Here is a 25,233-nt window from a genome sequence, read left to right as displayed (position 1 = left end):
TCGATTGCGGTCAGTGGGGTGCCGGGCCGTCGGACGGGGGCGTCGCCGGCCGGGCCGGCGGGTCGGAGGTCGCCGCCTCGTCGGCGCCCGCGACGGCGATGGCGGACGCGGCGGCCCGGTGGCGCTGGAAGCGCTGCTGGCTCTGGTCGAGGACGACGGCGACGACGATGACGGCGCCCTTGATGAGCATCTGCCAGAACGTCGAGACCCCGAGGATGACGAGCCCGTCCGCGAGGAAGCCGATGACGAACGCGCCGACCAGCGTCCCGCGTACGTTGCCCCGGCCACCGGAGAGCGCGGCGCCGCCGATGACCACCGCGGCGATGGCGTTCAACTCGAAGGTCTCGCCGGCCTGGGGCGCGGCCGAGGTGAGTTCGGAGGCGATGATGAGCCCGGCCATCGCGGCGCAGGCGCCGGAGATCACGTACACGGTCAGCTTGACCCGCTTGACGGGGGCGCCGCTGAGCTGGGTGGCGCGCTCGTTGCCGCCGGTGGCGTAGAGCCAGCGGCCGAAGGGTGTCTTGCGCAGCAGCAGCGTGACGAGGCCGGCGAGCACGATCATGATCCAGACGGCGACCGGGAGGCCGAGGGGACGGCCCTGGCCGAGCCAGTCGAACCCGGTGTTGTGCGTGCCGGGGTCACCGGCGAGGTCCGGGTACGTGCTGCCGTCGGAGATGAGCATGGCGGTGGCGCGTGCCATGTACAGCATGCCGAGGGTGGCGATGAACGGTGCCACGTTCAAGCGGGTGATGAGGAAGCCGTTGACGGCGCCCACCAGCGCCCCCACGGCGATGCACAGCACGATGACGGCCCAGACCTGCGGGTAGGCGATGGCGTCGACGAAGCCCAGGTGCAGCCCCTGGAGCAGCTCACCGGCGACGACTCCGGAGAGGCCCACGGTCGATCCGACCGAGAGGTCGATGCCGCCTTTCAGGATGACCAGCAGCATGCCCAGGGCGAGTATCGCGTTGATGGCGACGTGCTTGGTCATGGTGATGACGTTGTCGACCGTGAGGAAGGAGTCGGACAGCAGGCTGAAGACGACGATGAGGACGCCGAGCGCGATGAAGGCGCGCAGCTCGAAGATCGAGTCGAGGGTCTTGAGCCGCCGGGCCTGCGTGGCCGCCGCGCGGCGCTGCCGCAGGACGACCTCGTGGTCCGTGGTGCCCTCGGCCAGGGTGTCACTCATCTCGTCCCTCTTCGGTCGTCCCGGCTCCGTCGGCCAGGCTCATCAGGCGGTCGCGGGTGATCTCGCCGGCGCGCAGTTCGGCGATCAGCCGGCCGCGGGCCAGGACGAGCAGGCGGTCGGGGATGTGCAGCGCCTCCTCGGGCTCCGAGGTGGTGAAGACCACGGCGAGGCCACGCGCCGCCTGCTGTGCCATCAGCGCGAAGACATCAGCCTTGGCACCGACGTCCACGCCGCGGGACGGCTCGTCGAGGAGCAGGACGCGGGGGCCGGTCATCAGCGCCTTGCCGATGACGACTTTCTGCTGGTTGCCGCCGCTGAGTGCGCCGACGGGGGCGTCGGCGCCGGGTGTCTTGACGGTGACGTCGGTGATCACCGAGGCGACGGCGTCCTGCTCGGCGCGGCGCTGGAGGAGTATGCGTCGTACGAACCTGGTCACCGAGGCCAGCGACAGGTTCTGGCCGACCGTCATGGACTGGACCAGGCCGTCGCGCTGGCGGTCTTCCGGCACGAGCACCACGCCGGCGCGGATGCGCTTGCGGACGCCGGCCACCAGGGGCTTCCCGTACAGGCGGACGTCTCCCGAGGCGGCGGGCAGCCGGCCGGCCAGGCACTCCAGCAGTTCGGTGCGGCCGCTGCCCATGAGCCCGTAGACGCCGACCGTCTCGCCCGCGCGTACGGTCGTGGACACGCCGTCGACGGCGAGGCGGCCGGGGGTGGCGGGGTCGGCGACGGAGAGGTCGTCTATCTCCAGCGCGGGCGGGCCGAGGGTGGGCTCGCGGGCGGGGAACAGGTCGTTCTGGTCGCGGCCGACCATCGTGCGCACGATCCAGCCCAGGTCGACGTCGTGGGCGCGCGCGGTGGCGACCATGGTGCCGTCGCGCAGGACGGCCACGTCGTCGGCGATGCCGAGGGCTTCCTCCAGGTGGTGCGAGATGTAGACGATGGCGACGCCCGACGCCTTGAGTTCGCTTATCACCCGGAAGAGGACCGCCACCTCGGGCGCGCTGAGCGCGGAGGTCGGCTCGTCCATGATCAGCACGCGGGCGTCCTGGAGCAGCGCCCGGGCGATCTCGACCAACTGCTGCTGTCCCAGGCGCAGCTCGCCGACCGGCAGCCCGGGGTCGAAGCCGCCGTCGAGCCTGCCCAGCACCTCGCGGGCCAGCGTGCGCTGGGCGGCGGAGTCGAGCAGGGCACCGCCGGCCCGGGTGGGTTCGCGGCCGAGGAACAGGTTGTCCTGGATGCTCAGGTTGGGGCAGAGGCTGAGTTCCTGGTGGATGATCGAGACGCCGTGGTCCGCGGCTTCCCGCGCGCTGGTGAACGCCACGGTCCGGCCGTCGAGTTCGACGTGTCCTGTGCTGGCCGGCTCGACGGCGCTGAGGATCTTCATCAGGGTCGACTTGCCGGCGCCGTTCTCGCCGAAGAGCGCGGTGGTGCGTCCCGCCCGGATGTCGAGCGAGACTCCCTTGAGCACCTGCGTGCCGCCGTACACCTTGGTGACGTCGGCAGCGCGCAGGACCGGCGGGGCCTGCGCCGCGGCGGGCTGTTTCGCGGCCGCGGTCATGACGTGCTCTCGATGGAGATCGGCGTGACGGTCAGCACGTCGGCGGTCAGCGGCGTCATGGCGCCCGTGACCTCGACCTGCTCGCCCTCGGCCGCCGCGGCGTCGAACTTCTTCAGCACCGTGGCCTTCACCTCGGCGTTCAGCGCCGTCGCCGCGTCGGCGTAGTCGACCTGGTTGACGAACTGGCCGAACGTGATGAAGCCGACGGCGTCCCGCAGCGCCGTGCCGTTGAGCGCGGGGCCGACCTGCACGGAGACGCGCGCGTCGGCCAGGCCGGGCACGGTCACCTCCATCAGCCCGCCGCGGGCCGGTCCTGCGGTGCCGGTCAGGGTGACGGCGTAGCTGTACGGACCGGTGCCCGCCCGGTGGCCGTGACGCTTGCCGGCCGCTTCCATGCCGTCCGCCATCGCCTCGTGCAGCGTGGTGATGTCCACGGCGTTCTTCCGGATGGCGGGCACGACCTTCGGTCCGTACGTCCTGGCGGCGTAGGCCGCCGGGTCGAACCCGGGTTTTCCGCCGGCTCCGGCCTCGCTCTCCGAGCGGTACGTGGTCGTCGCCGCGATCGCGATCGCGAGCAGCGCGGCGGCGATGAGGGAGCCGCGGCCGAGTGTCAGCCGGCGGCCGGCCGCACCCCGCTCCGGGCGTTCCGGGGCTGCTGTGGTCATGATGCCTCCTGCTCGTCCCTGCCGCCGAGGCTGCGGGCCGCCGTGAGGCGCCGGTGCCATTTCGCGACCGCGCCGCGGCGCCTGGCGTCGTCCCAGGCGGGCCGGAAGGTCCGCGTCCCGCTGCCGGCGCGTTGCTCCAGCTCGCCGGTCGTCCACATGCCGAGGCCGAGGCCGGCCAGGTGAGCGACTCCGGCGGCGGAGAGTTCGTGGTGGCCGGTCCTGATCACGTCGATGTCCGCGATGTCGGCCTGCAGTTGCATCAGCGCGTCGCTGCGGCTCATGCCGCCGTCGGCGCTCACGTGCCGCAGGCCGGGCAGCGCCGCGAGCACGTCCCCTACCTGGTGGGCGACGGACTCCAGTGCGGCACGCGCCAGTTGCCCGCTGCCGGTGCCCAGGTCGAAGCCCGCGAGCACCGGCACGGCGTGGGCGTCCCACCAGGGCGCCCCGACGCCGCCGAAGGCCGGCACCAGCGTCACGTCGCCCGCGTCCGCACCGGATGCCGTCTCGATCAGCTCGTCCGGCGAGGTGCCGAGCACCTGTGCCAGCCAGGTGACCGTGCGCCCGGTGGAGCGGATGTTGGCCTCGTGGGCGTAGACCGTACGGTCGGTCGACCACGCGATGGTGGTGCAGACCCGGTCCGCCGGACGGGGGGAGTCGGTGACCGTCATGACGGACGAGCCGGTGCCGTACGTGACCTTGACGATCCCGGACCGCCAGCCGGCGTGGGCGAACAGCGCCGCGTGCGAATCGCCCATCACCGCGAGGACGGGGGTGCCGTCGGGCAGCGGATCGAGCCCGCGCAGCCCGCCGAAAGGCCCGGTCGAGGCGACGACCCGGCCGAGCGCCGCGCGGGGTACGCCGAACAGGTCGAGCAGCTCGTCGTCCCAGTCCCCGGTGGCGAGGTCGAGGAGCTGGGTTCTGGAGGCGTTGCCGGCTTCGGTGACGAGGTTCCCGGTGAGCGCGTGGAGGAGGAACGCGTCCACGGTGCCGAGGCGCAGGGCGCCGGTGCGGCTGCGGGCACGGGCCGGGTCGTGCTCGTCCAGGAGGGAGGCCATCTTCAGCGCGGAGAACATCGGGTCGAGCGGAAGACCGGTCCTGCGCCGGATCTCCTCGTCCGCCCCGGCCTCCGCCAGCCGGGCCATGCGGCCGGTGCCGCGCTGGTCCTGCCAGCTCACCAGGGGCGCGACCGGCCGGCCGGTCGCGGCGTCCCACAGCACGACGGACTCGCGCTGGGTGCTCAGCGCCACGCCGGCCACGGCGGCGGGGCCGGCGTCCTTCAGGCATTCCGCGACCGCGCTCCGCACGCTGTCCAGGAGTTCCGTCGCGTCCTGTTCCACCAGCCCGGGGCCGGGGTGGGACTGGGACAGGTGCGTGGCGGCCCGGGCGACGACGTCGCCCGCGGCGTCCAGCAGCAGCGCCTTGGTGGCGCTGGTGCCCTGGTCGACGGCGAGCAGATGGGGTCCGCTGGTGTTCATCGGACCCGCCCGAGGGCCGCGCGCGCGGCGGTGGCGATGCCGTCGGCGTTCAGCCCGAAGTGGTCGAGCAGGAAGGAGGTGCTCCCGGTCGGGGCGAAGGCGGGCACCCCCACCATCCGTACCGGCACCGGATGCTGCTCGGCGACGACCCGGGCGACGGCCGCGCCCAGGCCGCCGGAGAGCAGGCCCTCCTCGGCGGTGACCAGGCACCCGGTCTCGCGGGCGGCGGCCACCACGGCGGCCGTGTCGAGCGGCTCGACGAACGGGGTGTTCAGTACGCGCGCCGAGATGCCCTCGCGGGCGAGGAGCGCGGCGGCCTCCAGGGCGCGCGAGACCATCGTCCCGATGGCGATCAGCGTGAGGTCGTCGCCTTCGGCGAGTCGTACGGCCCGGCCGGGTTCGAACGGCGCGTCGCCCGGGGTGACCGCGGGCACCTTGAACCTCGGTACGCGGATGTACGTGGGCCGGCCCGAGCGCGCGGCCCAGCGCACCGCGCTGCGGGTCTGCACGGGATCCGCGGGCACGATGATCTCCATGCCGGGCACCGCGCGCATCCAGGAGATGTCCTCGACGGCGTGGTGGGTGGGGCCGAGCGCGCCGTACGCCATGCCGGGGCTCTGGCCGCAGAGCACGACGTGCTGGTGGCTGTAGGCGATGTCGGCCTTGATCTGCTCCAGGGCGCGGCCGGTCAGGAAGGGCGCCGCGGCCGACGCGAAGGGAATGAACCCGGCGTTCGCGAGGCCGGCCGAGACGCCGACCAGATCCTGCTCCGCGATCCCGACGTTGATCAGCCGGTCGGGGAACTCCGCCCGGAACCCGACGAGGTTGCTGGAGCCGACGGAGTCGTTGCACACGGCCACGATGCGTTCGTCGGCGCGTGCCAGCGCGGCCAGCTCGGCGGCGAAGTCCGCGCGGCAGTCGAACGTGGGGGCCTCGGCGGCGACGGGGGTCATCGGTCCAGCTCCTCCAGCGCGAGACGGACCTGTTCGTCGGTGGGCACCTTGTGGTGCCACTCGACGCGGTCCTCCATGAACGAAACGCCCTTGCCCTTGACGGTGTTGGCGATCACAGCGACCGGACGGCCGGTCGTCGAGGGCCCGTACGCCTCCTTGATCGCCTCGTGGTCGTGGCCGTCGACGACCCGCACCTCCCACCCGAAGCTTGCCCACTTCGCGTCCAGGGGCTCCAGCGACTTGGTGTCCTCCGTACGGTCGCCCTGTTGCAGCCGGTTGCGGTCCACGACCGCGGTCAGGCCGGCGAGCCCGTAGTGGGAGGCGGTCATGACCGCCTCCCAGTTGCTGCCCTCCTGCATCTCCCCGTCGCCGAGCACGACAAGGGTGCGCCAGCTCTCGCCGCGCAGCCGCGCCCCGAGGGCGCAGCCGGTGGCGACGGGCAGGCCGTGGCCCAGCGGACCGGTGTTGGTCTCCACGCCGGGCACCTTGAGCCGGGCGGGATGCCCGTTGAGCGGGGAGAGCGGCGCCATGAACTCGGCCAGCCGGGCCCGGGGGAAGAAGCCGCAGGAGCCCAGCACCGAGTACAGCGCCGCGGCGCAGTGCCCCTTGCTCAGGACGAAGCGGTCGCGCCGCGGGTGGCGGGGGTCGGCCGGATACGTCCGGAGCGTTCCCCACAGGGCCGTGACCAGCAGGTCCGTCACCGAAAGGTCACCGCCGACGTGTCCCATGCCCGCCGTCTGGATCGTGGTGAGGATGTCCCGCCGGATGGCCGTGGAGATCTCCGCGAGTTCCCCGGCGGCCTCGGCGGGAGACGCCGCGCGCAGCCGCGCACTGCGCGTGCGGTACGCCTCGGCCGCGGCCTCGTCGGGCCGCAGGGGGGCGGGAACCTCCGCGGTGGCGGTCACGCGGCCTCGCTTTCCGCGAGCGCACGGAACAGTGCCCGCTTCGCGAGGTGCTGGGCGGTCAGCGCGTCCTGCGCGGCCTGCGCGGCGGCGAGTTCGGCGCGGTCGAGATAGCCCAGCGCCCGGTGGAAGGCGCGCATGGTCCGGATGCCGGTCCGCGCGGCCTCGACGGGGTCCTCGCGGAACGGGAACTGATCGAGCTGCCACACCCCCTGCCAGCCGGCGTCGTGCAGCGCGAAGAAGAACTCGAACGTCTCCAGCAGGTGTACGGAGCCGACGACCATGTCGTCGTCCCAGCCCCGGAAGTTGTCATTGACGTCGATGGCGAAGAGCCGGTCGTGGGCGATCGCCATCCGGGCGGCCTCGGCCGGCGTCTCGCCCCCGTAGAGCGAGTGGCCGAAGTCCAGCAGGACGCCGACGTTGTCCGCGCCCGTCTCCTGGACGGCGAGGAGGGTGCGGGCGACGGAGGACAGCACCATGCGGTTGCGCGGCTCGCGCGGCTTGTACTCGATCGCGAACTTCAGGTCGGGGAAGGCGTGCGCGAGTTCGCGCAGCGCGCCCACGGTCTTGCCCCACAGGTCGGCGTAGTCGGCCTGGAAGGGGTAGTCGTAACCGTCCTGGCCGGGCCAGAGCTTGACGTAGTCCACTCCCAGCTCGCGGCCGACCTCCGCGGCGCCGGCGACGAGGTCGATCGCCTGCCGGCGGACGGCCGGGTCGGGGTTGGTGAAGCCGCCCCTGGCGAACGCGCCGGTGTACATCTCCGGGGTCACGGCGATGGCACGCAGCCGCTGCTCGGCGAGTGCTTTCTTCACCTCGGCGGTGCCGATGTCCCCTGGCGGGAAAGGCCAGTTGAGATCGAGGACCGACAGGTCACCGACGGCACCGGCGAGCCTGATGGCGTCGAGGATGGTGCGCGGCTCACCGTACCCGTCCGTGGCGTAGCGGTCGACGTAGGTGGCGAAGTGCCAGACGCCGGCACCGTAGACGGGTTCGTCACCGGCCGTCGATTGCATATCTATGCGCTGCTGACTCGACATGCCGATCAAGCTACGAACCGGCGCCTGCCGCGTCAAGACCCTTGCACCGCCGAAGAGTCCCCGAGGGTCTGCCTTTCACCCGCCCCGTTGACAGGGCATCGGAACGCTCTGACAATGCGCCGTGGCATTTCGAGTCAGTCATGAATGTATATGCGGCTGCTCGTCCGGTGAGGAGAGAGGGAAGCGGGATGACTTCTGGGAGCATGCGCCGCATCGTCGTGGCGACGGCGGCGGCCCTGGTCGCCGCCGTGACGCTCGGCACGGTGCAGCCGACCGCGCCATCGGCGTCCGCGGCACCGGCCGGCCCGTCCGGCGCGGTGAAGCAACAGCCCGGGTCCGGCGGTGGTGACGACCGCCCGCGGACCGTCGTCACCACGGATCCGGAGCTGGACGACGCGAACTCCCTCGTCCGCTATCTGCTCAGGAGTGCCGACTTCGACACCGAAGCCATCATCTATGCCAGCAGCCAGTTCCACTGGAAGGGCGACGGCGACGGCACGCGGTGGTGGCAGCCCGGCAGGGAGTACGACCGCTTCGGTCTCCGCGGGCTGTGCCCGTGCACCTCGTGGCGGTGGGCCGAGGACGAGAAGTTCATCGACGACGCCGTCGAGCGATACGCGAAGGTGTACGACAACCTCAAGGTTCACGACCCCGACTATCCGTCGCCGGACGACCTCCGCTCCAGGATCCGGGTCGGCAACGTCCAGTTCGACAGCGACATCTCGGTCTCGGGGGACTCGCCGGGCTCTGACCGGATCAAGGAAGTGCTGCTCGACGACGAGGGCGGGCCGGTCTACCTCATGGCCTGGGGCGGCCCCAGCACCATCGCCCGCGCCCTCAAGTCGATCCAGCTCGAATACCAGGGGACGCCGCGCTGGCCGGCGATCCACCGCAAGGTCAGCGAGAAGGCCGTCATCGTCTCCTTCGGCACCCAGGACAACAGCTACCGCGACTACATCTCCGTCAGTTGGCCCGACGTCGAGCTGCGTCAGGCGGCGACGAGCACCTGGGGCTACGGCGCCCGTGGCGTCGCGCTGCCGGAGCACGCCGAGTACCTCTCCGCCGAGTGGACGCGGGAAAACGTGTCCGGCGTGGGGCCGTTCGGCGAGTCGTACCGCGTCTGGGGCGACGGGAAGCAGATGGTCGAGGGGGACGTCTTCGACCACTTCGGCTACTCCGGCCTGACGACGGAGGAACTGCGCGCGAAGGGCTACGTCGTCTGGACGCCGCCGCAGGAGAAGGACTCGTGGATCTCCGAAGGCGACACCTCCACCTTCCTCACCCTCGTCGACAACGGTCTCCGCAGCCACGAACACCCCTCCTACGGCGGGTGGGGAGGCCGCCTCGCACAGAACCCCGAGGACCCGTCGGAGTGGACCAGTTCGGACGTCGCCGACCGTGACCCGAACGGCGGCACACCCTCCGACTACGCCGCTCAGCGGTGGTTCGGCGACGCCCAGCAGGACTTCGCCGCGAGGATGCAGTGGACGGTCACGCCTGAGTTCCGCGACGCCAACCACCACCCCGAGGTGTCGGTGGAGGGGCGTCTCGACATGACCGCCAGGCCGGGGCAGGTCGTGCACCTCCGTGCGCGCGCGACGGACCCGGACGGTGACGCGCTGACGTACCGGTGGTGGCAGTACCGGGAGGCCGGGACGTATCCGAAGGCGGTGGACGTCTCCCGGCCGGACGCGGCGCAAACGACGCTCGAGGTGCCCGGTGACGCGAAGCGCGGGCAGACGATCCATGCCATAGCAGAGGTCACCGACGACGGATCACCGTCGCTGACGTCGTACCAGCGGGTGATCATCACCGTCAGGTGAGCCCGGCGCGTCCTTGAGCCCGGCTGGGCGAGCAGGGTCGGCAACCTCGGCCTGAAGCCGGTCTGCCGGCCCGAACGGCAACCGGTGCGTGCCGAGGCCAACCTCGGCGCGCACCGATGAGGGATAAGGGTGGTGTCCAGGGCCCGACTCGGCCCACAACCCCAACCCATCGTGCTCCGCGGCGCTCTGGACCTTGCTGGTGCCGTGGAGGACGAGCCACAGGTCATGCTGCCCAGTGCCGAAGGGCTCCAGAAGTGATGGGCGTGCCCGCGCCTGTTCATCCGGGTGCCATTAAGTTCCAGACGGAGTTGGCGTGAACGTGCAGATCAACGAGAAGCCCGCTGCGCGGAGGCGCGGCCAGGAGGGTGGCGAACCAGACACTCCGATGACGGGTTCCGGTCTTCCTGGTGCGGTGACTTCTGGCGGCCGCGTGGAGGCGCCCCGGGTGGCGGCGCCGGGGGCCGTAGCGGGAGCGGATCGGCGGGATGCCACGCATCAACGGCACGAGGGCCTGGCTGTCGTGGAGGTTGGCGGCGGAGATGCCCATCGACAGTGGCAGGCCGGCGCGATCGCAGATGACGTGAATCTTCGACCCGTTCTTGCCGCGATCGGTCGGATTCGGTCCCGTCAAGGGCCCCCTTGACCGCGCGGACACTGATCGAGTCAATCGCGCATAGCCCGTCGTCGCAACGAAGACAACCGCGGCCAGCACCGCGCGGTCATCGCACCGCCGCCGACCGCCGCCGACCGCCGCCCTGCGCACGCAGCGGCGGCTCCGGCGCCACGTCCTGGAAGATCTCCCACAGCCCGTCCGGTACCGACCGCTCGACTATCCCCATGCCAGGGCAACGAGACAACACCAATCAAGACATCGTCTAGAGGCGGCGAGGGCGAAGGCGGACGGGAGCCGTTCCTCCTTGGCCGACTGACCGGTCATGTTCTGCTGGATCTGACCCGAATGCGGGCGACGCGGAGGAGCGATGTGCCCCGCCAGCCGACGGTTTCGAGCGCCCGTGCCGCAAGTGCAGTCGGCTCAGGCGGGCGGCTTAGGCGGCGAAGCAGTCGTCGTCCGCCAGGTAGGACGCCTGCCATTGGCTCGTTGCCCTGGGAAAACCCCTCAGGTCCGATGCCGGACGTCGAAGTGCGCGGAGTGCGCGGTCAGCTTGCCGAGCAACTCGATGAGGGTCTGCTGCTCGTCCTCACTGAGGGCGCCTGCCCACTCCTGTTCACGTGCGTTGTGTGCCTGAAAGGCAGTGGTGATCGCATGCAGGCCGGCCTCGGTGAGGCCGAGCCGGACCGCGCGCCCGTCGTAGGAGGCGCGCTCCTTGCTCACCAGGCCGTCCCGTCCCAGCGTGTTCACCAGCGCCGAGACGGCGGCTCGGCTCATGCCGGACAGCTCCGCGACCTTCTTCGCCTCGACCGGGCCCGACAGCCAGATGGCGAACAGCACTCGAAAGCCGGGCCATGACCAGCCGCGAGGTCTGTGTACGGCGGATTCGAGGTCGTAGACGAGCATGTTGGCCGCGCGGTGGAGGGTGAGCACCAGCCGCATGGCGAGCGGGTCGATGCCGGGGAGTTCCCGCGAGGCCCGGTCGACGGCGTGGTCGATGAACGACCAGAAGTGCAGGTGGTCGGCATCCAGCGGTTCCGGTTCCTGGGTCACAGTCGGAGTCTAGGTCGGGCGGCATCACGGACCGCACTCGGGAAGCGGGCATGCGTCGGCACCCCGTCCAGGTTTCCGGACCGTAAAAAACCTTTGCCCGAGGGCTTCCCCAGGGATGCTGGCGGGGCTACAGTCCCCAATTAATCAAAGTATTCATTACATGCCCTGAGCAGTAACGTTCCCGTTTTGTCCCCAAGGTATGTCAGGGGACAGGTCTCCTCCCGGCCGTGCCTCCCGATGCGCGGCCGGGTAGCCCCGGCCGTTCCTCCTCCGTCGACGGGGAGACGGTGTGGCGGGCGATCGATCCCAAGGAGCGCCGTATGCCAGAAGCACTCGCTCCCCCCAGTCCCGGCGCGCTGCGTGCCTGCATGTCCCGTTTCACCACCGGCGTCACGGTGGTGTCGTACGCGACAGACAGAGGTCCGCGGGGCGCCACCATGAACTCCTTCACGTCCGTGTCCGCCGAACCGCCGCTGGTCCTGGTCAGCGTCGCCCGCCGGGCCCGCTGCCACGACCAGCTAGCCGACGGGCCCTTCTGCGTGAACATCCTCGGTGCCGAGCAGGAGCAGCTAGCCCGGCTGTTCGCCGGTGCCCGGAGCACCGCAGAGCCCCGCTGGGCAGAGGGCGCGCGCGTCCCCCGGCTGGCCGACCCGCTCGCCTGGGTGGAGTGCGAGCCCTGGCGCGCGTACGACGGCGGCGACCACATCCTGGTCCTCGGCCGCGTCACCGACCTCGGTCACCGCGACGGCGACGCCCTGACCTACGCCTGGAGCCGTTTCGCTTCCACGAGCGAGTCGGCCGACGGCATCGAGCACCTCTTCTGAAGCTCTTCCGCCCGTCCCACCCCCCTCTCATCCTCCCCCCACTCCCCAGGAGAACCGCCATGGCCGCACGCACCGGCAAGGAATTCCTCGATCGCCTCTCCCAGTCCCGCCCCACCGTGCACATCCAGGGCGAGACGCTCACCGGAGGAATCCAGGCGCACCCCGCGTTCCGTAACGTGGTGCAGACCTACGCCGAGCTGTACGACCTCCAGCACAGCGACGAACACAAGGACGTCCTCACGTACGCCTCCCCTACCTCCGGTGAGCCGGTCGGCACGTCCTTCCTCACTCCGTACACCTCTGACGACCTGGTCAAGCGCCGCAAGGCGTTCAAGGTGTGGGCCGACCACAGCAACGGCATGCTGGGCCGCACCGGCGACTACATGAACAGCTCCCTGATGGCGCTCGCCTCAGCCGCCGACTGGTTCGCCCAGGCCAACCCCGCCTTCGGCGAGAACGTCTGCCGCTACTACGAGAAGGCCCGCGAAGAGGACCTGCTGTGCACGCACACGCTGATCCCGCCGCAGGTCAACCGGGCGGTGGCCGGTACCCAGCAGGCGGGCGGCAAGCTCGCGGCACGCATCGTGAAGGAGGACGACAACGGCGTGGTGATCCGCGGGGCGCGCATGCTCGCCACCATCGCCCCCTTTGCCGACGAGATGCTCGTCTTCCCCTCAACCGTGCTCCGCGGCACACCGGAGGACAAGCCGTACTCGTACGCCTTCGCCATCCCCAACGACACCCCCGGCCTGCGCTACATCGCCCGCGAGCCCCTCGACTACGACCGCCCCCGGCACGACCACCCCCTCGCCTCCCGCTTCGAGGAATCGGACTGTGTGGTCGTCTTCGACGACGTGCACGTGCCCTTCGAGCGCTGCTTCGCCCTCGGTGACGCCGAGCTGTGCAACGGCTTCTACTCCCAAACTTCCTCCGTGGTGCACATGACCCACCAGGTCGTCACCCGCACCACGGCCAAGACCGAGTACATCCTCGGACTGGTGACACTGCTCACGGAGGCCATCGGCATCGAGCAGTTCCAGCACGTCCAGGAGGACATCGCCGAGATCATCACCACCCTGGAGACGCTGCGCGCCTTCCTGCGCGCTGCGGAAGCCGACGCCGCGGTCAACGAGTACGGGGTGCTGACCCCGGCCTGGGCCCCCCTCAACGCCGCCCGCAACCTCTACCCCAAGCTCTACCAGCGCTTCCCGCAGACCCTGCGCAAGCTCGGCGCCTCCGGCTTGATGGCCACCCCGACCGAACTCGACATCGCCGGCCCGGCGGCCGCCGACATCGAGGCCTACCTCCAGTCCGCCACCCTCACCGGCCCCGAGCGTGTGAAGCTTTTCCGTCTCGTCTGGGACACCTGCATCTCCGCCTTCTCCAGCCGCCAGGCCCTGTACGAGTACTACTTCTTCGGCGACCCCGTCCGCATGGCCGGCGCGTACGTGAAGTCGTACGACCGCGAGCCGCACAAGGCGAAGGTTCAGGCGTTCCTGGAGCGCTCCTGATGACGCACCCCCTGGGGGACCCCCCGTCGAAGATCATCGCTGTCCATCTCAACTACCCCAGCCGGGCCAAGGAACGCGGCCGGATCCCGGCCCAGCCCTCCTACTTCCTCAAGCCCCCCTCGTCGCTGGCGGGCACCAAGGAGGCCATCGTCCGCCCGGAGGGGTGTGAACTTCTCGGGTTCGAAGGCGAGATTGCCCTGGTCGTCGGCAGCCGGGCCCAGCGGGTGCGGCCGGAGGACGGCTGGTCCCGCGTGCGGTGGGTGACCGCCGCGAACGACGCCGGGGTCTACGACCTGCGGTATGCCGACCGCGGCTCGAACCTCCGCTCCAAGGGCGCGGACGGCTTCACCCCGATCGGGCCGCGCCTGTTGGATGCCCGCCAACTCGACCCGGACGCGCTCCGGCTACGTACCTGGGTCAACGGCGAACTCGTGCAGGACGACACCACCGACACGCTCCTCTTCCCCTTCGGACAGCTCGTCGCCGATCTGTCGAGACTGGTCACGCTGGAGCCCGGGGACGTGATTCTGACGGGCACTCCGGCCGGCGCGTCCGTCGTCTCCCCCGGCGACACGGTGGAGGTCGAGGTCACCGGCAGCGGACAGTCCACCGGGCGGCTGCGCAACCCCATCGCCTCCGGGCCCGCCCTGAAGACGTACGGAGCGATGCCGAGGACGGACGCGGCCGAACGCGAGGCCGCCCACGGAGCCGCGTTCATCCCCGAGCCACTACTCGACACACGCATCGAGCAAGGACTGCGTTCGGTCGCGGTCGCCACACTCAGCGCACAGTTGCGGGGGCGCGGACTGCCACACATGTCCATCGACGGGGTACGTCCCACCCGGCCGGAGGCGAAGATGGTCGGCGTCGCCCACACGCTGCGCTACCTGCCGCTGCGCGAGGACCTGTTCAAGCGGCACGGCAACGGCATGAACGCCCAGAAGCGGGCCATCGAGCAACTGCGACCCGGCCATGTGCTGGTCATGGACGCCCGCCGGGACACATCTGCCGGCACGCTCGGCGACATCCTCGCCCTGCGCGCCCAACAGCGCGGCGCGGCCGGGGTGGTCACCGACGGAGCCCTGCGCGACAGCGTCGCCGTCACCGAACTGGGGCTGCCCGTCTACCACGGCGGAGCCCACCCCTCTGTCCTCGGCCGCCGCCATGTGCCGTGGGACACGGGAGCGCCGATCGCCTGCGGCGAAGCTCTCGTGCAGTCCGGCGACCTGCTGGTGGGAGACGCGGACGGCGTGGTGGTCGTGCCACCCGAACTGGCCGAGGACCTGATCACCGACTGCCGGGAGCAGGAACAGCGGGAGCGCTTCATCACCGAGCAGGTGCGCGCCGGGCACCACATCGAGGGCCTGTATCCCCTCGGTCCCGACTGGCACGAGACGTACGAGCGGTGGCGCAAGCAGCACAGCACGCAAGGAGGGCACACATGAAATTCCGCAGCGACCCGTCCGCCATCCGCGGATCCATCGCTCCCGCCATCACCCCCTTCACCTCGGACGGAGCCGTCGACCACGACAGCCTGCGCACACTGATCCGCTTCCATCTGGAGTCCGGTTCGCACGGCATCTCGCTGGGCGGCTCCACCGGCGAGCCCAGCGCGCAGAGCGTCAGCGAGCGGATCGCGGGGATGCGGACGGCGGTCGAGGAGATCGGCGACCGCGTCCCGTTCCTGCCCGGGACCGGATCTCACAAGCTCGACGAAACCCTCGCACTCACCGCCGCCGCGGCGGAGCTGGGCGCCGACGCCGCGCTCGTCATCACGCCGTACTACGCGCGGCCCACGCAGGAGGCGCTGTACCAGTGGTACGCGACCGTCGCACGGGAGTTCCCGGACCTGCCGATCGTCGCCTACAACGTGCCCTCGCGCACGGCCGTCGACATCACGCCCGAGACGGTGAAACGACTGTTCACCGACTTCGAGAACTTCGTGGGCGTCAAGGAGACCACCAAAGACTTCGAGCACTTCTCGCGCGTGCTGCACGCCTGCGGCCGCTCACTGCTGGTGTGGTCGGGCATCGAGCTGCTTAGTCTGCCGCTGCTCGCGCTCGGCGGTGCGGGGTTCGTTTCAGCCGTCGCCAATCTCGCGCCCGGCGCGGCGGCCCGGATGTACGAGCTGTGGGAGGCGGGCAATTTCGACGGTGCCCGCGATCTCCACTACCGCCTGCACCCGCTCGTCGACCTCTTGTTCGTCGAGACGAACCCAGCGCCGGCGAAGTGGGTGCTGCACCAGCAGGGACGAATCTCGTCGCCCCATGTCCGCCCGCCGCTCACCTCTCCCACCGACGCGGGCCTGCAGAAGATCCGCGCGCTGCTCCTCGAGGGCGGAGACCTCACCCAGCAGATCGGAGCCGCGCAGTGAGCACCACCCCTGAGCACCTTCCCTCCGTGATCCCGCACTGGATCGGCGGTACCCTCGTCGACGCCGCGGACGGACGCACCTTCGACGTCGCCGACCCGGTCTCCAACACGGCCTACGCACAGGCCGCGCGCGGCTCCGCGGCCGACGTGGACCGGGCGGTGACGGCTGCCCGGGTCGCGTTCCCGGAGTGGGCGGGGCTGTCCAACCGGGCACGCGCGGGTGTCCTGAACCGGATCGCCGACGCCGTCGAGGCCCGTCATGACCGGCTCGCCGCCTTTGAGTCGTACGACTCCGGGCTGCCGATCACGCAGGCCCGCGGCCAGGCGCGGCGCGCCGCCGAGAACTTCCGCTACTTCGCGGGTGTCATCGTGGCCCTCGGAGAGGAGGCGTTCCGGCAGGGCGACGACCAGTTCAGCTATGTGGTGCGCACACCGGTGGGAGTCGCCGGGCTGATCACTCCCTGGAACACCCCGTTCATGCTGGAGAGCTGGAAGCTCGCCCCGGCTCTGGCCGCCGGCTGCACACTGGTCCTCAAGCCCGCCGAGTGGACCCCGCTGTCTGCAAGCCTGTGGCCGGAGATCTTCGAAGAGGCGGGTGCCCCGGCCGGGGTGGTGAACATCGTCCACGGCATCGGGGTGGAGGCCGGCCAAGCCCTCGTCGACCACCCGGACGTACCGCTGATCTCCTTCACCGGCTCCACCGATACAGGCCGGCACATCATCCGGTCCTCCGCCGAGCACCTGAAGACGGTGTCGATGGAGCTGGGCGGCAAGTCGCCGGTCGTCGTCTTCGCCGACGCCGACCTGGAGGCCGCCCTGGACTCGGTGGTGTTCGGCGTGTTCTCCCTCAACGGGGAGCGCTGCACGGCAGGTTCACGCGTAGTCGTCGAGCGCCCGCTGTACGGGGAGTTCACACGGCGACTGGCGGAGCGGGCCGCCAAGGTACGCGTCGGGCTCCCTTCCGACCCGGCCACCGAGGTCGGGGCACTGGTACACCCCGAACACTACGAGCGCGTCCTGAACTACGTGGAGATCGGCAGGAAGGAGGGCCGCCTGGTCGCCGGTGGCAGCCGCCCCGACCACCTCGCCGACGGCAACTACCTCCAGCCCACCGTCTTCGCCGACGTCGAACGCGACGCCCGTATCTTCCAGGAGGAGATCTTCGGCCCGGTCGTGGCCGTCACCCCCTTCGACGACGAGAACGAGGCCGTGGAACTCGCGAACGCCACGCAGTTCGGTCTGGCCGCCTACGTCTGGACCTCGGACATCAAGCGCGGCCACCGTATCGCGCACGCCGTCGAATCCGGCATGGTCTGGATCAACTCCCACAACGTCCGCGACCTGCGCACTCCCTTCGGCGGGGTCAAGGTCTCCGGCGTCGGCCGCGAGGGCGGCGTCCACAGCATCGACTTCTACACCGAATCGAAGATCGTCCACGTCGCCCTCGCCGAGGTGCACACCCCCCGCTTCGGAGCCACATCATGAAAACCGCCTCGAACGCCCCCGACGTCATCCGGTCCGCCTACGCTCAGCTCGCCGTCACCGACCTCGGTGCCGCCCGCTGGTTCTGGGCCGACATGCTCGGCTTCTACGTGCAGTACGAGGACGCCGAGTCGCTGTACCTTCGCGGCACGGACGAACTCACCCACCATTCGCTGGTGCTGCGCAAGGGCGACCTGGCGGCCCTCGATCACATCTCCTATCGCGTCCGCACCCCCGAGGACGTCGACAAAGCGGAGAAGTTCTTCGCCGAACTCGGCTGCCAGGTCAAGCGGTTGAAGAAGGGCGAGGGAACGCACGGTATCGGCGACGCGGTCCGCGTCATCGACCCGCTCGGCTTCCCCGTGGAGTTCTTCCACGAGATCGCCCGCGCCGAGCGCCTCATCCAGCGCTACGACATCCGCCACGGCGCCGAGATCGCCCGCCTGGACCACTTCAACATCTGCACCCCCGACGTCCCGGCCGCCTACGCCCACTACCAGTCCCTCGGCTTCGGCTGCTCGGAAACGATCGAGGGTGACGAGCACGAGCTGTACGCGGCCTGGATGTACCGCAAGCAGACCGTGCATGACGTCGCCTTCACGGGGGGTGCCGGGCCGCGCCTGCACCACCTCGGGGTCGCCACCCACGAGTCCCACCAGGTACTGCGCGCGGCCGACATCTTCGGCTCGCTGCACAAAGAGCACCACATCGAACGAGGCCCCGGCCGGCACGGCGTCTCCAACGCCTTCTACCTCTACCTGAGGGACCCAGACGGCCACCGCGTGGAGATCTACACCTCGGACTACTACACCGGTGACCCGGACCACGAGACGTACCGCTGGAACGTGCGCGACGACCGCCGCCGCGACTTCTGGGGCAACGCCGTCATCGAGTCCTGGTACAAGGAGGCCGCCCCCGTCCTCGACCTCTCCGGGCACCCGCAGCCCGTGACCGACACCGTCCTCGACGAGTCCGCGGTTCAGGTGGGTGCGGACGGCCTTGGCTGATGCTACGGGCGGTGGGAGGACCCGGAGGCGCTTCGCGCCCTTCCGGGACCCCCTCGCCGCGCCCTTGACAGCCACGAGGTCTTCTCATACACCCCATTCATCGCACTCTGTAAAGACCGGATACGGCGGTTGGTGTCCGGCGGCACCCCTACCTGCCGGCTTGCCGAAGGGCCCGCAGAGGAGACCCATGCCCTCGATGACGACTCCGTCGGACGACACCTCCGCAGGACGCTTCGAGTTCTGGCGGGAAGTGGTCGGCCAGAGTTTTGTGCCGCTGGAAGCGCTGCCGCGCGAGGTTCCCGACTTCCGCGCCTCCCTGCACACCGCCCAGCTCGGTGCGGTGCAGGTGTCTGTCGTGGCCGCGGATCCGCACGGCGTGGCCCACACCCGTAGGCACATCGCCTCCGACCAGGCCGATTTCGTCAAGGTGAGTCTTCAGCTGGCCGGGCGGTGCATGCTGACCCAGGCCGACCGCCAGGCCCTGCTCAAGCCGGGCGAGTTGGCCATCTACGACACCCGGCACCCGTACACACTCGACTTCGACCAGCGGTACCGCACACTCGTGCTGATGTTCCCGCGGGTCATGCTCCGGTTTCCCGAACGCGACCTGACCCGCGTGATCGCGACCCCCGTGTCGTGCAGCGACGGGCTGGGGCCCGTGGTGCACCCGTTCCTGTGCGGACTGGCCGGGCAGGTGCGGCAACTGGACGCTTTCGGCACGCAGCGGCTCGCGGACAGCGCGGTCGACCTGGTCGGCGCGATGCTCTCGGACCGGTGCGCCGTGCACGTGACGCAGCAGGACGACGGGCGGGAGGTGCTGGCCCAGCGGATCCTCACGTACATGGAACAGCGGCTCTCCGACCCGGGGCTCGGCCCCGACCGAATCGCGGCCGCCCACCACATCTCGCGGCGCTTCCTCTACAAGCTGCTGGCCGAGCGAGGATACACAGTCTCGGGCTGGCTCCGGGAGCGTCGCCTCGCCGAGTGTGTGCGCGACCTCGCGGACCCCGCGCTTGCCCATATGCCCGTCGCCACCGTCGGAAGCCGCTGGGGCTTTCCCGACCCCGCCCACTTCAGCCACGCCTTCAAGAGCGCCTACGGCATGAGCCCGTCGGAGGCACGCGGGGCCGGGCGCACGGCGCTGGGCGCTTAGCGAGCGCTCAGCGGCGGTCACGCGGTTTCGCTGCCCTTTCGTTGCCTGTCGTAGTACGTCCCGAACACGGCGGATCTGCCGGTCGCGCCGCCCCGGCAAGGGCCGGTGCACCATCACGAAAGCCGGAGTGGGCCGCCGAGGTGGTCCCGGCCCGTCGCGCGCTGCCTCGGACCAGCCGTTCACCCGCGCGGTCCGGCCCGGTCACCCACCGCAGCTGCCAGCTCGCCCATAGGCCCGCAGGGGCAACGTGCGCCGGCCCCAGGGCCGGTCCGTCCGCCCGTGCACAGCCCTTCGTGCCCGCATCCGCAACAGCCCGTGCACGACGGTACAAGCGGGCAGCCCGTCCGCCTGTGACCCTCCCGTCATGCGAGCGACACACGCTGTTTACGACCACATCGTGGTGGGTGCCGGCTCCGCCGGCTGTACCCTCACCCGCAGACTCGTGGACGCCGGCCGGACCGTCCTGCTGATCGAGGTGGGCGACCGGGACGACAACCCGGCCATCCATGACCCGGGGCGGCTGTGGGAACTGTGGAACTCCCCGCAGGACCACGCGTACAGCACCGAACCCCAACGGCACGCCTCCGGAACCCAGGTGTTCTGGCCGCGAGGCAAGGTTCTCGGCGGCTCCAGCGCCCTCAACGGCATGATCTACGTCCGCGGCCACCGGGCCGACTACGACAGTTGGGCCTACCAGGGAGCGGCAGGCTGGTCGTACGACGAGGTGCTGCCGTACTTCAAACGCTCGGAGGACTTCGAGGACGGCGCGTCGTACTATCACGGGACCGGCGGCCCCCTGCCCGTCAGCCGGAACCACTCCCCCCACCCGGTCACCACCGCCTTCGTCGAGGCCTGCCAGGAGTACGGGATCCCGTACAACGACGACTGCAACGGCCAGGACCAGCTCGGCGTGAACCTGCTGCACCGCACCATCCGCGACGGCAAGCGCGTCAGCGCGTGGACCGCCTTCCTGCAGCCGGTGCTCGACAGTGCGCCGCTGACGGTGATGACCGGTGCGGCGGCTACGCGCGTCCTGGTGGACGGTGGCCGGGCTCGGGGCGTCGAGTTGCTGCGCGAAGGCCGTACGACGGAGATCCGCTGCGAAGGGGACGTGATCCTGTCCGGCGGCACCATCGGATCGGCCCAGCTCCTCCTGCTCAGCGGTGTCGGGCCGGCGGACGAGCTGCGGACACTCGGTATCGAGTTGACCGCGGACCTGCCGGGAGTGGGCGCGAACCTGCACGACCACACCCTCGCTCCGGTGGTGTGTGAGTCGGCAAGGCCGGTTCCGCAGGGCACAGCCAACAAACTGGAGGCCCACTACTTCGCCAAGTCCGACCCGGCGCTGTCTGTGCCGGACCTGCAGCCGCTGATGTCTCACGTACCACTGCCGGTGCCCGGCGTGAACGTTCCGAATGAGGGCCACGGCTTCTCGGTCCTCGCCGGGACGATCCGTCCGCTCAGCCGGGGCCGCATGTGGCTGCGCTCGGCCGACCACACCCAGGCTCCCGCGCTGGACCCCGGCTACTTCTCCGAGCCGTCGGACCTCGCGGCCATGGTGCGGGCCGTGCAGCAGGTGCGGGAGATCGGCGAGCAGCAGTCGCTGGGCGACTGGCGGGCCCGCGAGGTCGCACCCGGACCGTACGTGCGTACGGACGCGGAGGTCGCCGCGTACATCAAGCGGACCCTCCTCAGCTATCACCACCAGGTGGGCACCTGCCGTATGGGCATCGACCGTATGGCGGTCGTCGATCCGCAACTGCGCGTACACGGCGTGGCCGGGCTGCGCGTCGCGGACGCCTCCGTCATGCCCTCCATCACCTCCGGCAACACCCACGCACCTGCCGTCATGATCGGCGAGCGCTGCGCCGACCTCATCCTGGGAGCACAGCTGTGACCAATACCCTTTTCATCGGTGGCGAGTGGCGAGCCGCGGCCTCCGGAGCGGAGTTCGAGACCCTGGACCCGGCGACGGGGCAGCCCCACGCCCAGGTGTCCCTGGCGGGGACCGCGGACGCCGACGCGGCCGTACGGGCCGCCCGCGCCGCCTTCGAGAACCCGGAGTGGGCGGGCCTCGCCCCGGCCCGGCGCGCCGGGATCCTGTGGCGCATCGGCGACCTCATCGAAGAATTCGCCGAGGAACTGGCCGAGTTGGAGACGCGCGACCAAGGCCAGCCGCTCGGCGTCTCCACAGCGGTCAGCGTCGCCACCGCTGCCGAGCACTTCCGCCACTACGCCGGCTGGGTCACCAAGATCTACGGCGAGACGGCGCCGCTGTCCATCCCCGGCGTGCTGCAGTACACCAAGCGCGAGCCGGTGGGAGTGTGCGCGCTGATCACCCCCTGGAACTTCCCGCTTATGATCGCGAGTTGGAAGATCGCACCGGCTCTCGCCTGCGGGAACACCGTGATCGTCAAACCTGCGGAACAGACCCCGATGACCACGGTGCGGCTCGTCGAGTTGTGCCGGGCGGCCGGTGTGCCGGACGGCGCCATCAACCTGCTGACCGGTGGCCCCGAGGCCGGCCGGGCCCTCGTCGAGCACCCCGGCGTGGACAAGGTCTCCTTCACCGGCTCGACCGAGACCGGCAGGGAGATCGTCCGGGCTTCCGCAGGCAACCTCAAGCGTGTCACGCTCGAACTCGGCGGCAAGGCACCGAGCCTCGTACTGCCCGGCGCCGACCTGGACGCGGCGGTGACGGGCTGCCTTCAGGGCGCGCTCCTCAACAGCGGCCAGGTGTGTGCCGCCTACACCCGGTTTCTCGTCCACCGCTCCCTCGCAGACGAGTTCGCCGAGCGCTGTGCCAAGGCCGTCAGAGGGATGCGGCTCGGCGCGGGCAGCGCGCCCGGCACCGAGCTCGGCCCTCTGGTCACCGGGGAACACCGTGACCACGTCCACGCACTGGTGCGCAGCGGGGTCCGGGAAGGCGCCCAGTTGCTCGCCGGCGGGGCCCCCGTCGACGGGCTGCCGGGTTTCTTCTACCAGCCGACCGTGTTCACGGGAGTACGGGACGACATGCGCATCGCCCGCGAGGAGATCTTCGGCCCGGTGCTGTCGATCCTGCCGTACGACGACGAGGACGAGGCCGTCGCCCGCGCCAACGACTCCGAGTACGGCCTGGCGGCAGCCGTATGGACCCGTGACGTGGGCGCGGCGCACCGAGTGGCGAGTGCCATCCGCGCGGGCACGGTGTTCATCAACATGCCCAACCCCGTGGACGCCTCCGCCCCCTGGGGCGGGTTCAAGGCGAGCGGCTGGGGCCGGGAGATGGGCAGGGGGGCCATCGATGCGTACACGGAGGTCAAGAGCGTGTGGACCTCGCTCGCCTGAGGTGCCCGCCCGTCGCGGACAGGCAGCCCCCGCGGGTTCGGACCGCGCGATCCTGAAAATGATGCGCGGCTTTCCGCCTGTCCGCCCGTCCGGACAGGATCTCGTTGTCGCCCCGGCCCAACGATCAAAACCGCGCGGCCGTCCGGGACCCTGAAGAACCATGCAGCCGGGTGGTGGACGGCAACGACGGCCTCGACTGCCTGCGCCGCCGACAGCAGCGGACACGGCTGGACCCTGGTGCGGTTCGCCGCCGCCGACCGGGACCTCAGGAGCCCGACGCTCGGTCGGGTGCTCCAGGGGTCCTCAGGTAGTGGGTGGTCAGGGATGAAGCCGCTGGTCAGGTGGCCGGTCTGGGTAGGGCGGCAAGGCGGGTGGATGCGCTGGTCAGCTCGTTTCGCCAGGGCCAGGTGGCGGCGATTCGCAGTCGTAGGCGGCGGCCGCCGCGGGTGAGGCGGGCGACGGCGTGCAGCAGCCGGTGGCGCAGCTTCTTCGGCTCGGCGGTGGACAGTTCGCCGTCCAGCAGCAGCGTTTGCGTCCAGGCGAGCAGGTTGATGGCGGTCAAGGACAGCTCCAGCCAGCCTGAAGTTGATCTACCAACCCGAACGTCAACTCGTGCGTGTCGAGGCCAAGCTTGACCCGTACCAGTTGGGGATAAGGGTGGTGTCCAGGGGGGGACTTGAACCCCCACGCCCTCATACGGGCACTAGCACCTCAAGCTAGCGCGTCTGCCATTCCGCCACCTGGACCGGTGGACGCCGCGCGGGCGGGGCCCGCCGCGACGCGGTACACCCTAGCAAACCCGCGGGGGCTCGCGATCACCCCGCGGGTTGGGTCGGGCGGTCCGGCGGGGCAGGATGGGGCGTGGACCCCGAACGTGCCAGGGAGGCATCGTGAGCCAGCCGGAGAACGCCCGTGGCGGCACCGTCGAGCGCGCGGAGAGCGAGGTCGTCGACCTCTGCCGTGAGCTGATCCGGATAGACACCAGCAACTACGGCGACCACTCCGGGCCGGGGGAGCGGGCGGCCGCGGAGTACGTGGCGGAGAAGCTGGCCGAGGTGGGTCTCGAGCCGGAGATCTTCGAGTCGCACCCCGGCCGGGCGTCGACCGTGGCGCGGATCGAGGGCGAGGACTCCTCGCGGCCGGCGCTTCTCATTCACGGCCACCTCGACGTCGTGCCGGCCAACGCCGCCGACTGGACCCACGACCCCTTCTCCGGCGAGGTCGCCGACGGCTGCGTCTGGGGGCGGGGGGCGGTGGACATGAAGGACATGGACGCCATGACCCTCGCCGTCGTACGCGAGCGGCTGCGCACCGGCCGCAAGCCCCCGCGCGACGTCGTGCTCGCCTTCCTCGCCGACGAGGAGGCCGGCGGGCTCTACGGGGCCAGGCACCTCGTGGACACGAAGCCGGAGCTGTTCGAGGGCGTGACCGAGGCCATCGGCGAGGTCGGCGGCTTCTCGTTCACCGTGAACGAGGACGTGCGGCTGTATCTCATCGAGACCGCGCAGAAGGGCATGCACTGGATGCGTCTGACGGTCGACGGAACCGCCGGGCACGGCTCGATGACCAACCGCGACAACGCCATCACCGAGCTGTCGGAGGCGGTGGCCCGGCTGGGGCGGCACGAGTTCCCGGTGCGGCTGACCAAGTCCGTACGCGGCTTCCTCGACGAGCTCGGCGACGCCCTCGGCGTCGAGCTGGACCCCGAGGACATGGACGCCACCCTCGCCCGGCTCGGCGGCATCGCGAAGATCATCGGCGCTACCCTCCGCAACACCGCCAACCCCACCATGCTCGGCTCGGGCTACAAGGTGAACGTGATCCCCGGGCAGGCCACGGCGCACGTCGACGGCCGCTTCCTGCCGGGGTACGAGGAGGAGTTCCTCGCCGACCTCGACCGGATCCTCGGCCCGCGCGTCAAGCGCGAGGACGTGCACGCCGACAAGGCGCTGGAGACCACCTTCGACGGGGCGCTGGTCGAGGCCATGGCGACGGCCCTGAAGGCGGAGGACCCGATCGCCCGCGCCGTGCCGTACTGCCTCTCCGGCGGTACCGACGCCAAGTCCTTCGACGACCTCGGCATCCGCTGCTTCGGCTTCGCGCCCCTGCAGTTGCCGCCGGAGCTGGACTTCGCCGGGATGTTCCACGGGGTCGACGAGCGGGTCCCGGTCGCGGGTCTGCAGTTCGGCGTCCGGGTGCTGGACCGGTTCCTCGACGCCTGCTGAGCTGGGTTTTCTCCCCGGCGGAGGTGCGGGTGCGGGCGGGTGGCACACGCCGTCGAATCG

19 protein-coding genes, 1 tRNA gene and 2 pseudogenes are annotated in these 25,233 nt (G+C 70.6%); 11 read left to right on the top strand and 11 right to left on the bottom strand.

The genetic code is table 11. The features are described 5' to 3' along the window. Positions 1 to 10 precede the first annotated feature (10 nt). From OG946_RS05540 to OG946_RS05510, 7 genes are read right to left on the bottom strand one after another with little or no spacing between them, the layout of a single operon-like run. Positions 11 to 1,189 (bottom strand): ABC transporter permease, encoded by a 1,179-nt coding sequence (locus OG946_RS05540; protein WP_326795027.1) that lies wholly within the window; start codon positions 1,187 to 1,189, stop codon positions 11 to 13. Further along, a complete protein-coding gene (locus OG946_RS05535; protein WP_326795026.1) occupies positions 1,182 to 2,750 on the bottom strand; it encodes a sugar ABC transporter ATP-binding protein in 1,569 nt (522 codons plus the stop codon). The genes OG946_RS05540 and OG946_RS05535 overlap by 8 nt, the downstream gene beginning before the upstream one ends. Then, a complete protein-coding gene (locus OG946_RS05530; protein ID WP_326795025.1) occupies positions 2,747 to 3,415 on the bottom strand; it encodes a DUF2291 family protein in 669 nt (222 codons plus the stop codon). Before OG946_RS05530 ends, OG946_RS05535 begins: the two co-directional genes overlap by 4 nt. Then, entirely contained in the window at positions 3,412 to 4,890 is a 1,479-nt protein-coding gene (locus OG946_RS05525; RefSeq protein ID WP_326795024.1) for an FGGY family carbohydrate kinase, read from the bottom strand. The genes OG946_RS05530 and OG946_RS05525 overlap by 4 nt, the downstream gene beginning before the upstream one ends. Next, positions 4,887 to 5,843 carry a transketolase family protein gene (locus OG946_RS05520; RefSeq protein WP_326795023.1) on the bottom strand — a complete coding sequence of 319 codons (957 nt, stop codon included), beginning with the start codon at positions 5,841 to 5,843 and terminating at the stop codon, positions 4,887 to 4,889. Before OG946_RS05520 ends, OG946_RS05525 begins: the two co-directional genes overlap by 4 nt. Beyond that, a complete protein-coding gene (locus OG946_RS05515) occupies positions 5,840 to 6,748 on the bottom strand; it encodes a transketolase (RefSeq protein WP_326795022.1) in 909 nt (302 codons plus the stop codon). The genes OG946_RS05520 and OG946_RS05515 overlap by 4 nt, the downstream gene beginning before the upstream one ends. Beyond that, positions 6,745 to 7,758, bottom strand: a complete 1,014-nt coding sequence (locus tag OG946_RS05510; RefSeq protein WP_326795021.1) for a sugar phosphate isomerase/epimerase family protein — start codon at positions 7,756 to 7,758, stop codon at positions 6,745 to 6,747. The genes OG946_RS05515 and OG946_RS05510 overlap by 4 nt, the downstream gene beginning before the upstream one ends. A 212-nt stretch (positions 7,759 to 7,970) precedes the next feature. On the opposite strand from OG946_RS05510, the gene OG946_RS05505 reads away from it, so the two are divergent. Beyond that, positions 7,971 to 9,605 (top strand): DUF1593 domain-containing protein, encoded by a 1,635-nt coding sequence (locus OG946_RS05505; protein ID WP_326795020.1) that lies wholly within the window; start codon positions 7,971 to 7,973, stop codon positions 9,603 to 9,605. Between the two features lie 430 nt (positions 9,606 to 10,035). Here the strand turns inward: OG946_RS05505 and OG946_RS05500 are convergent. Together OG946_RS05500 and OG946_RS05495 are read right to left on the bottom strand one after the other, a co-directional pair. After that, positions 10,036 to 10,444 (bottom strand): annotated as a pseudogene (locus OG946_RS05500) (transposase); the annotation flags it as partial. A 278-nt stretch (positions 10,445 to 10,722) separates the two neighbouring features. Next, entirely contained in the window at positions 10,723 to 11,268 is a 546-nt protein-coding gene (locus OG946_RS05495; RefSeq protein ID WP_326795019.1) for a MarR family winged helix-turn-helix transcriptional regulator, read from the bottom strand. Positions 11,269 to 11,588: 320 nt separating this feature from the next. On the opposite strand from OG946_RS05495, the gene OG946_RS05490 reads away from it, so the two are divergent. From OG946_RS05490 to OG946_RS05450, 9 genes are all read left to right on the top strand, one after another. After that, positions 11,589 to 12,092, top strand: a complete 504-nt coding sequence (locus tag OG946_RS05490; protein WP_326795018.1) for a flavin reductase family protein — start codon at positions 11,589 to 11,591, stop codon at positions 12,090 to 12,092. 59 nt (positions 12,093 to 12,151) lie between these two features. Next, positions 12,152 to 13,603 carry a 4-hydroxyphenylacetate 3-monooxygenase, oxygenase component gene (gene hpaB, locus OG946_RS05485; protein ID WP_326795017.1) on the top strand — a complete coding sequence of 484 codons (1,452 nt, stop codon included), beginning with the start codon at positions 12,152 to 12,154 and terminating at the stop codon, positions 13,601 to 13,603. Further along, positions 13,603 to 15,048, top strand: a complete 1,446-nt coding sequence (locus OG946_RS05480; protein ID WP_326795016.1) for a fumarylacetoacetate hydrolase family protein — start codon at positions 13,603 to 13,605, stop codon at positions 15,046 to 15,048. The genes hpaB and OG946_RS05480 overlap by 1 nt, the downstream gene beginning before the upstream one ends. Next, positions 15,045 to 15,977 carry a 4-hydroxy-tetrahydrodipicolinate synthase gene (dapA, locus tag OG946_RS05475; RefSeq protein WP_326795015.1) on the top strand — a complete coding sequence of 311 codons (933 nt, stop codon included), beginning with the start codon at positions 15,045 to 15,047 and terminating at the stop codon, positions 15,975 to 15,977. Before OG946_RS05480 ends, dapA begins: the two co-directional genes overlap by 4 nt. Next, positions 15,974 to 17,461, top strand: a complete 1,488-nt coding sequence (gene hpaE / locus OG946_RS05470) for a 5-carboxymethyl-2-hydroxymuconate semialdehyde dehydrogenase (RefSeq protein WP_326795014.1) — start codon at positions 15,974 to 15,976, stop codon at positions 17,459 to 17,461. The genes dapA and hpaE overlap by 4 nt, the downstream gene beginning before the upstream one ends. Further along, entirely contained in the window at positions 17,458 to 18,465 is a 1,008-nt protein-coding gene (gene hpaD, locus OG946_RS05465) for a 3,4-dihydroxyphenylacetate 2,3-dioxygenase (RefSeq protein WP_326795013.1), read from the top strand. The genes hpaE and hpaD overlap by 4 nt, the downstream gene beginning before the upstream one ends. 196 nt (positions 18,466 to 18,661) lie before the next feature. Continuing rightward, complete coding sequence (locus tag OG946_RS05460; protein ID WP_326795012.1) at positions 18,662 to 19,618, top strand: helix-turn-helix domain-containing protein; 957 nt, start codon at positions 18,662 to 18,664, stop codon at positions 19,616 to 19,618. Between the two features lie 364 nt (positions 19,619 to 19,982). Next, complete coding sequence (locus OG946_RS05455; RefSeq protein ID WP_326795011.1) at positions 19,983 to 21,515, top strand: GMC family oxidoreductase; 1,533 nt, start codon at positions 19,983 to 19,985, stop codon at positions 21,513 to 21,515. After that, on the top strand, positions 21,512 to 22,948 hold the full coding sequence (locus tag OG946_RS05450) for an aldehyde dehydrogenase family protein (RefSeq protein WP_326795010.1): 1,437 nt from the start codon (positions 21,512 to 21,514) through the stop codon (positions 22,946 to 22,948). Before OG946_RS05455 ends, OG946_RS05450 begins: the two co-directional genes overlap by 4 nt. Before the next feature lie 337 nt (positions 22,949 to 23,285). Here OG946_RS05450 and OG946_RS05445 read toward each other — a convergent pair. Next, a pseudogene (locus tag OG946_RS05445) lies at positions 23,286 to 23,567 on the bottom strand (transposase); the annotation flags it as partial. A gap of 39 nt (positions 23,568 to 23,606) precedes the next feature. Beyond that, a tRNA-Leu gene (locus tag OG946_RS05440) sits at positions 23,607 to 23,694 on the bottom strand. 108 nt (positions 23,695 to 23,802) lie between these two features. Here OG946_RS05440 and OG946_RS05435 point away from each other — a divergent pair. Then, positions 23,803 to 25,173 carry a M20/M25/M40 family metallo-hydrolase gene (locus tag OG946_RS05435; protein ID WP_442814270.1) on the top strand — a complete coding sequence of 457 codons (1,371 nt, stop codon included), beginning with the start codon at positions 23,803 to 23,805 and terminating at the stop codon, positions 25,171 to 25,173. Positions 25,174 to 25,233 lie beyond the last annotated feature (60 nt).

Origin of the sequence: Streptomyces sp. NBC_01808, from assembly GCF_035917395.1 — a bacterium.
GTDB lineage: Bacteria > Actinomycetota > Actinomycetes > Streptomycetales > Streptomycetaceae > Streptomyces.
The sequence above is the reverse complement of the archived record's forward strand: the minus strand, read 5'-3'. Positions and strand labels throughout refer to the sequence as shown.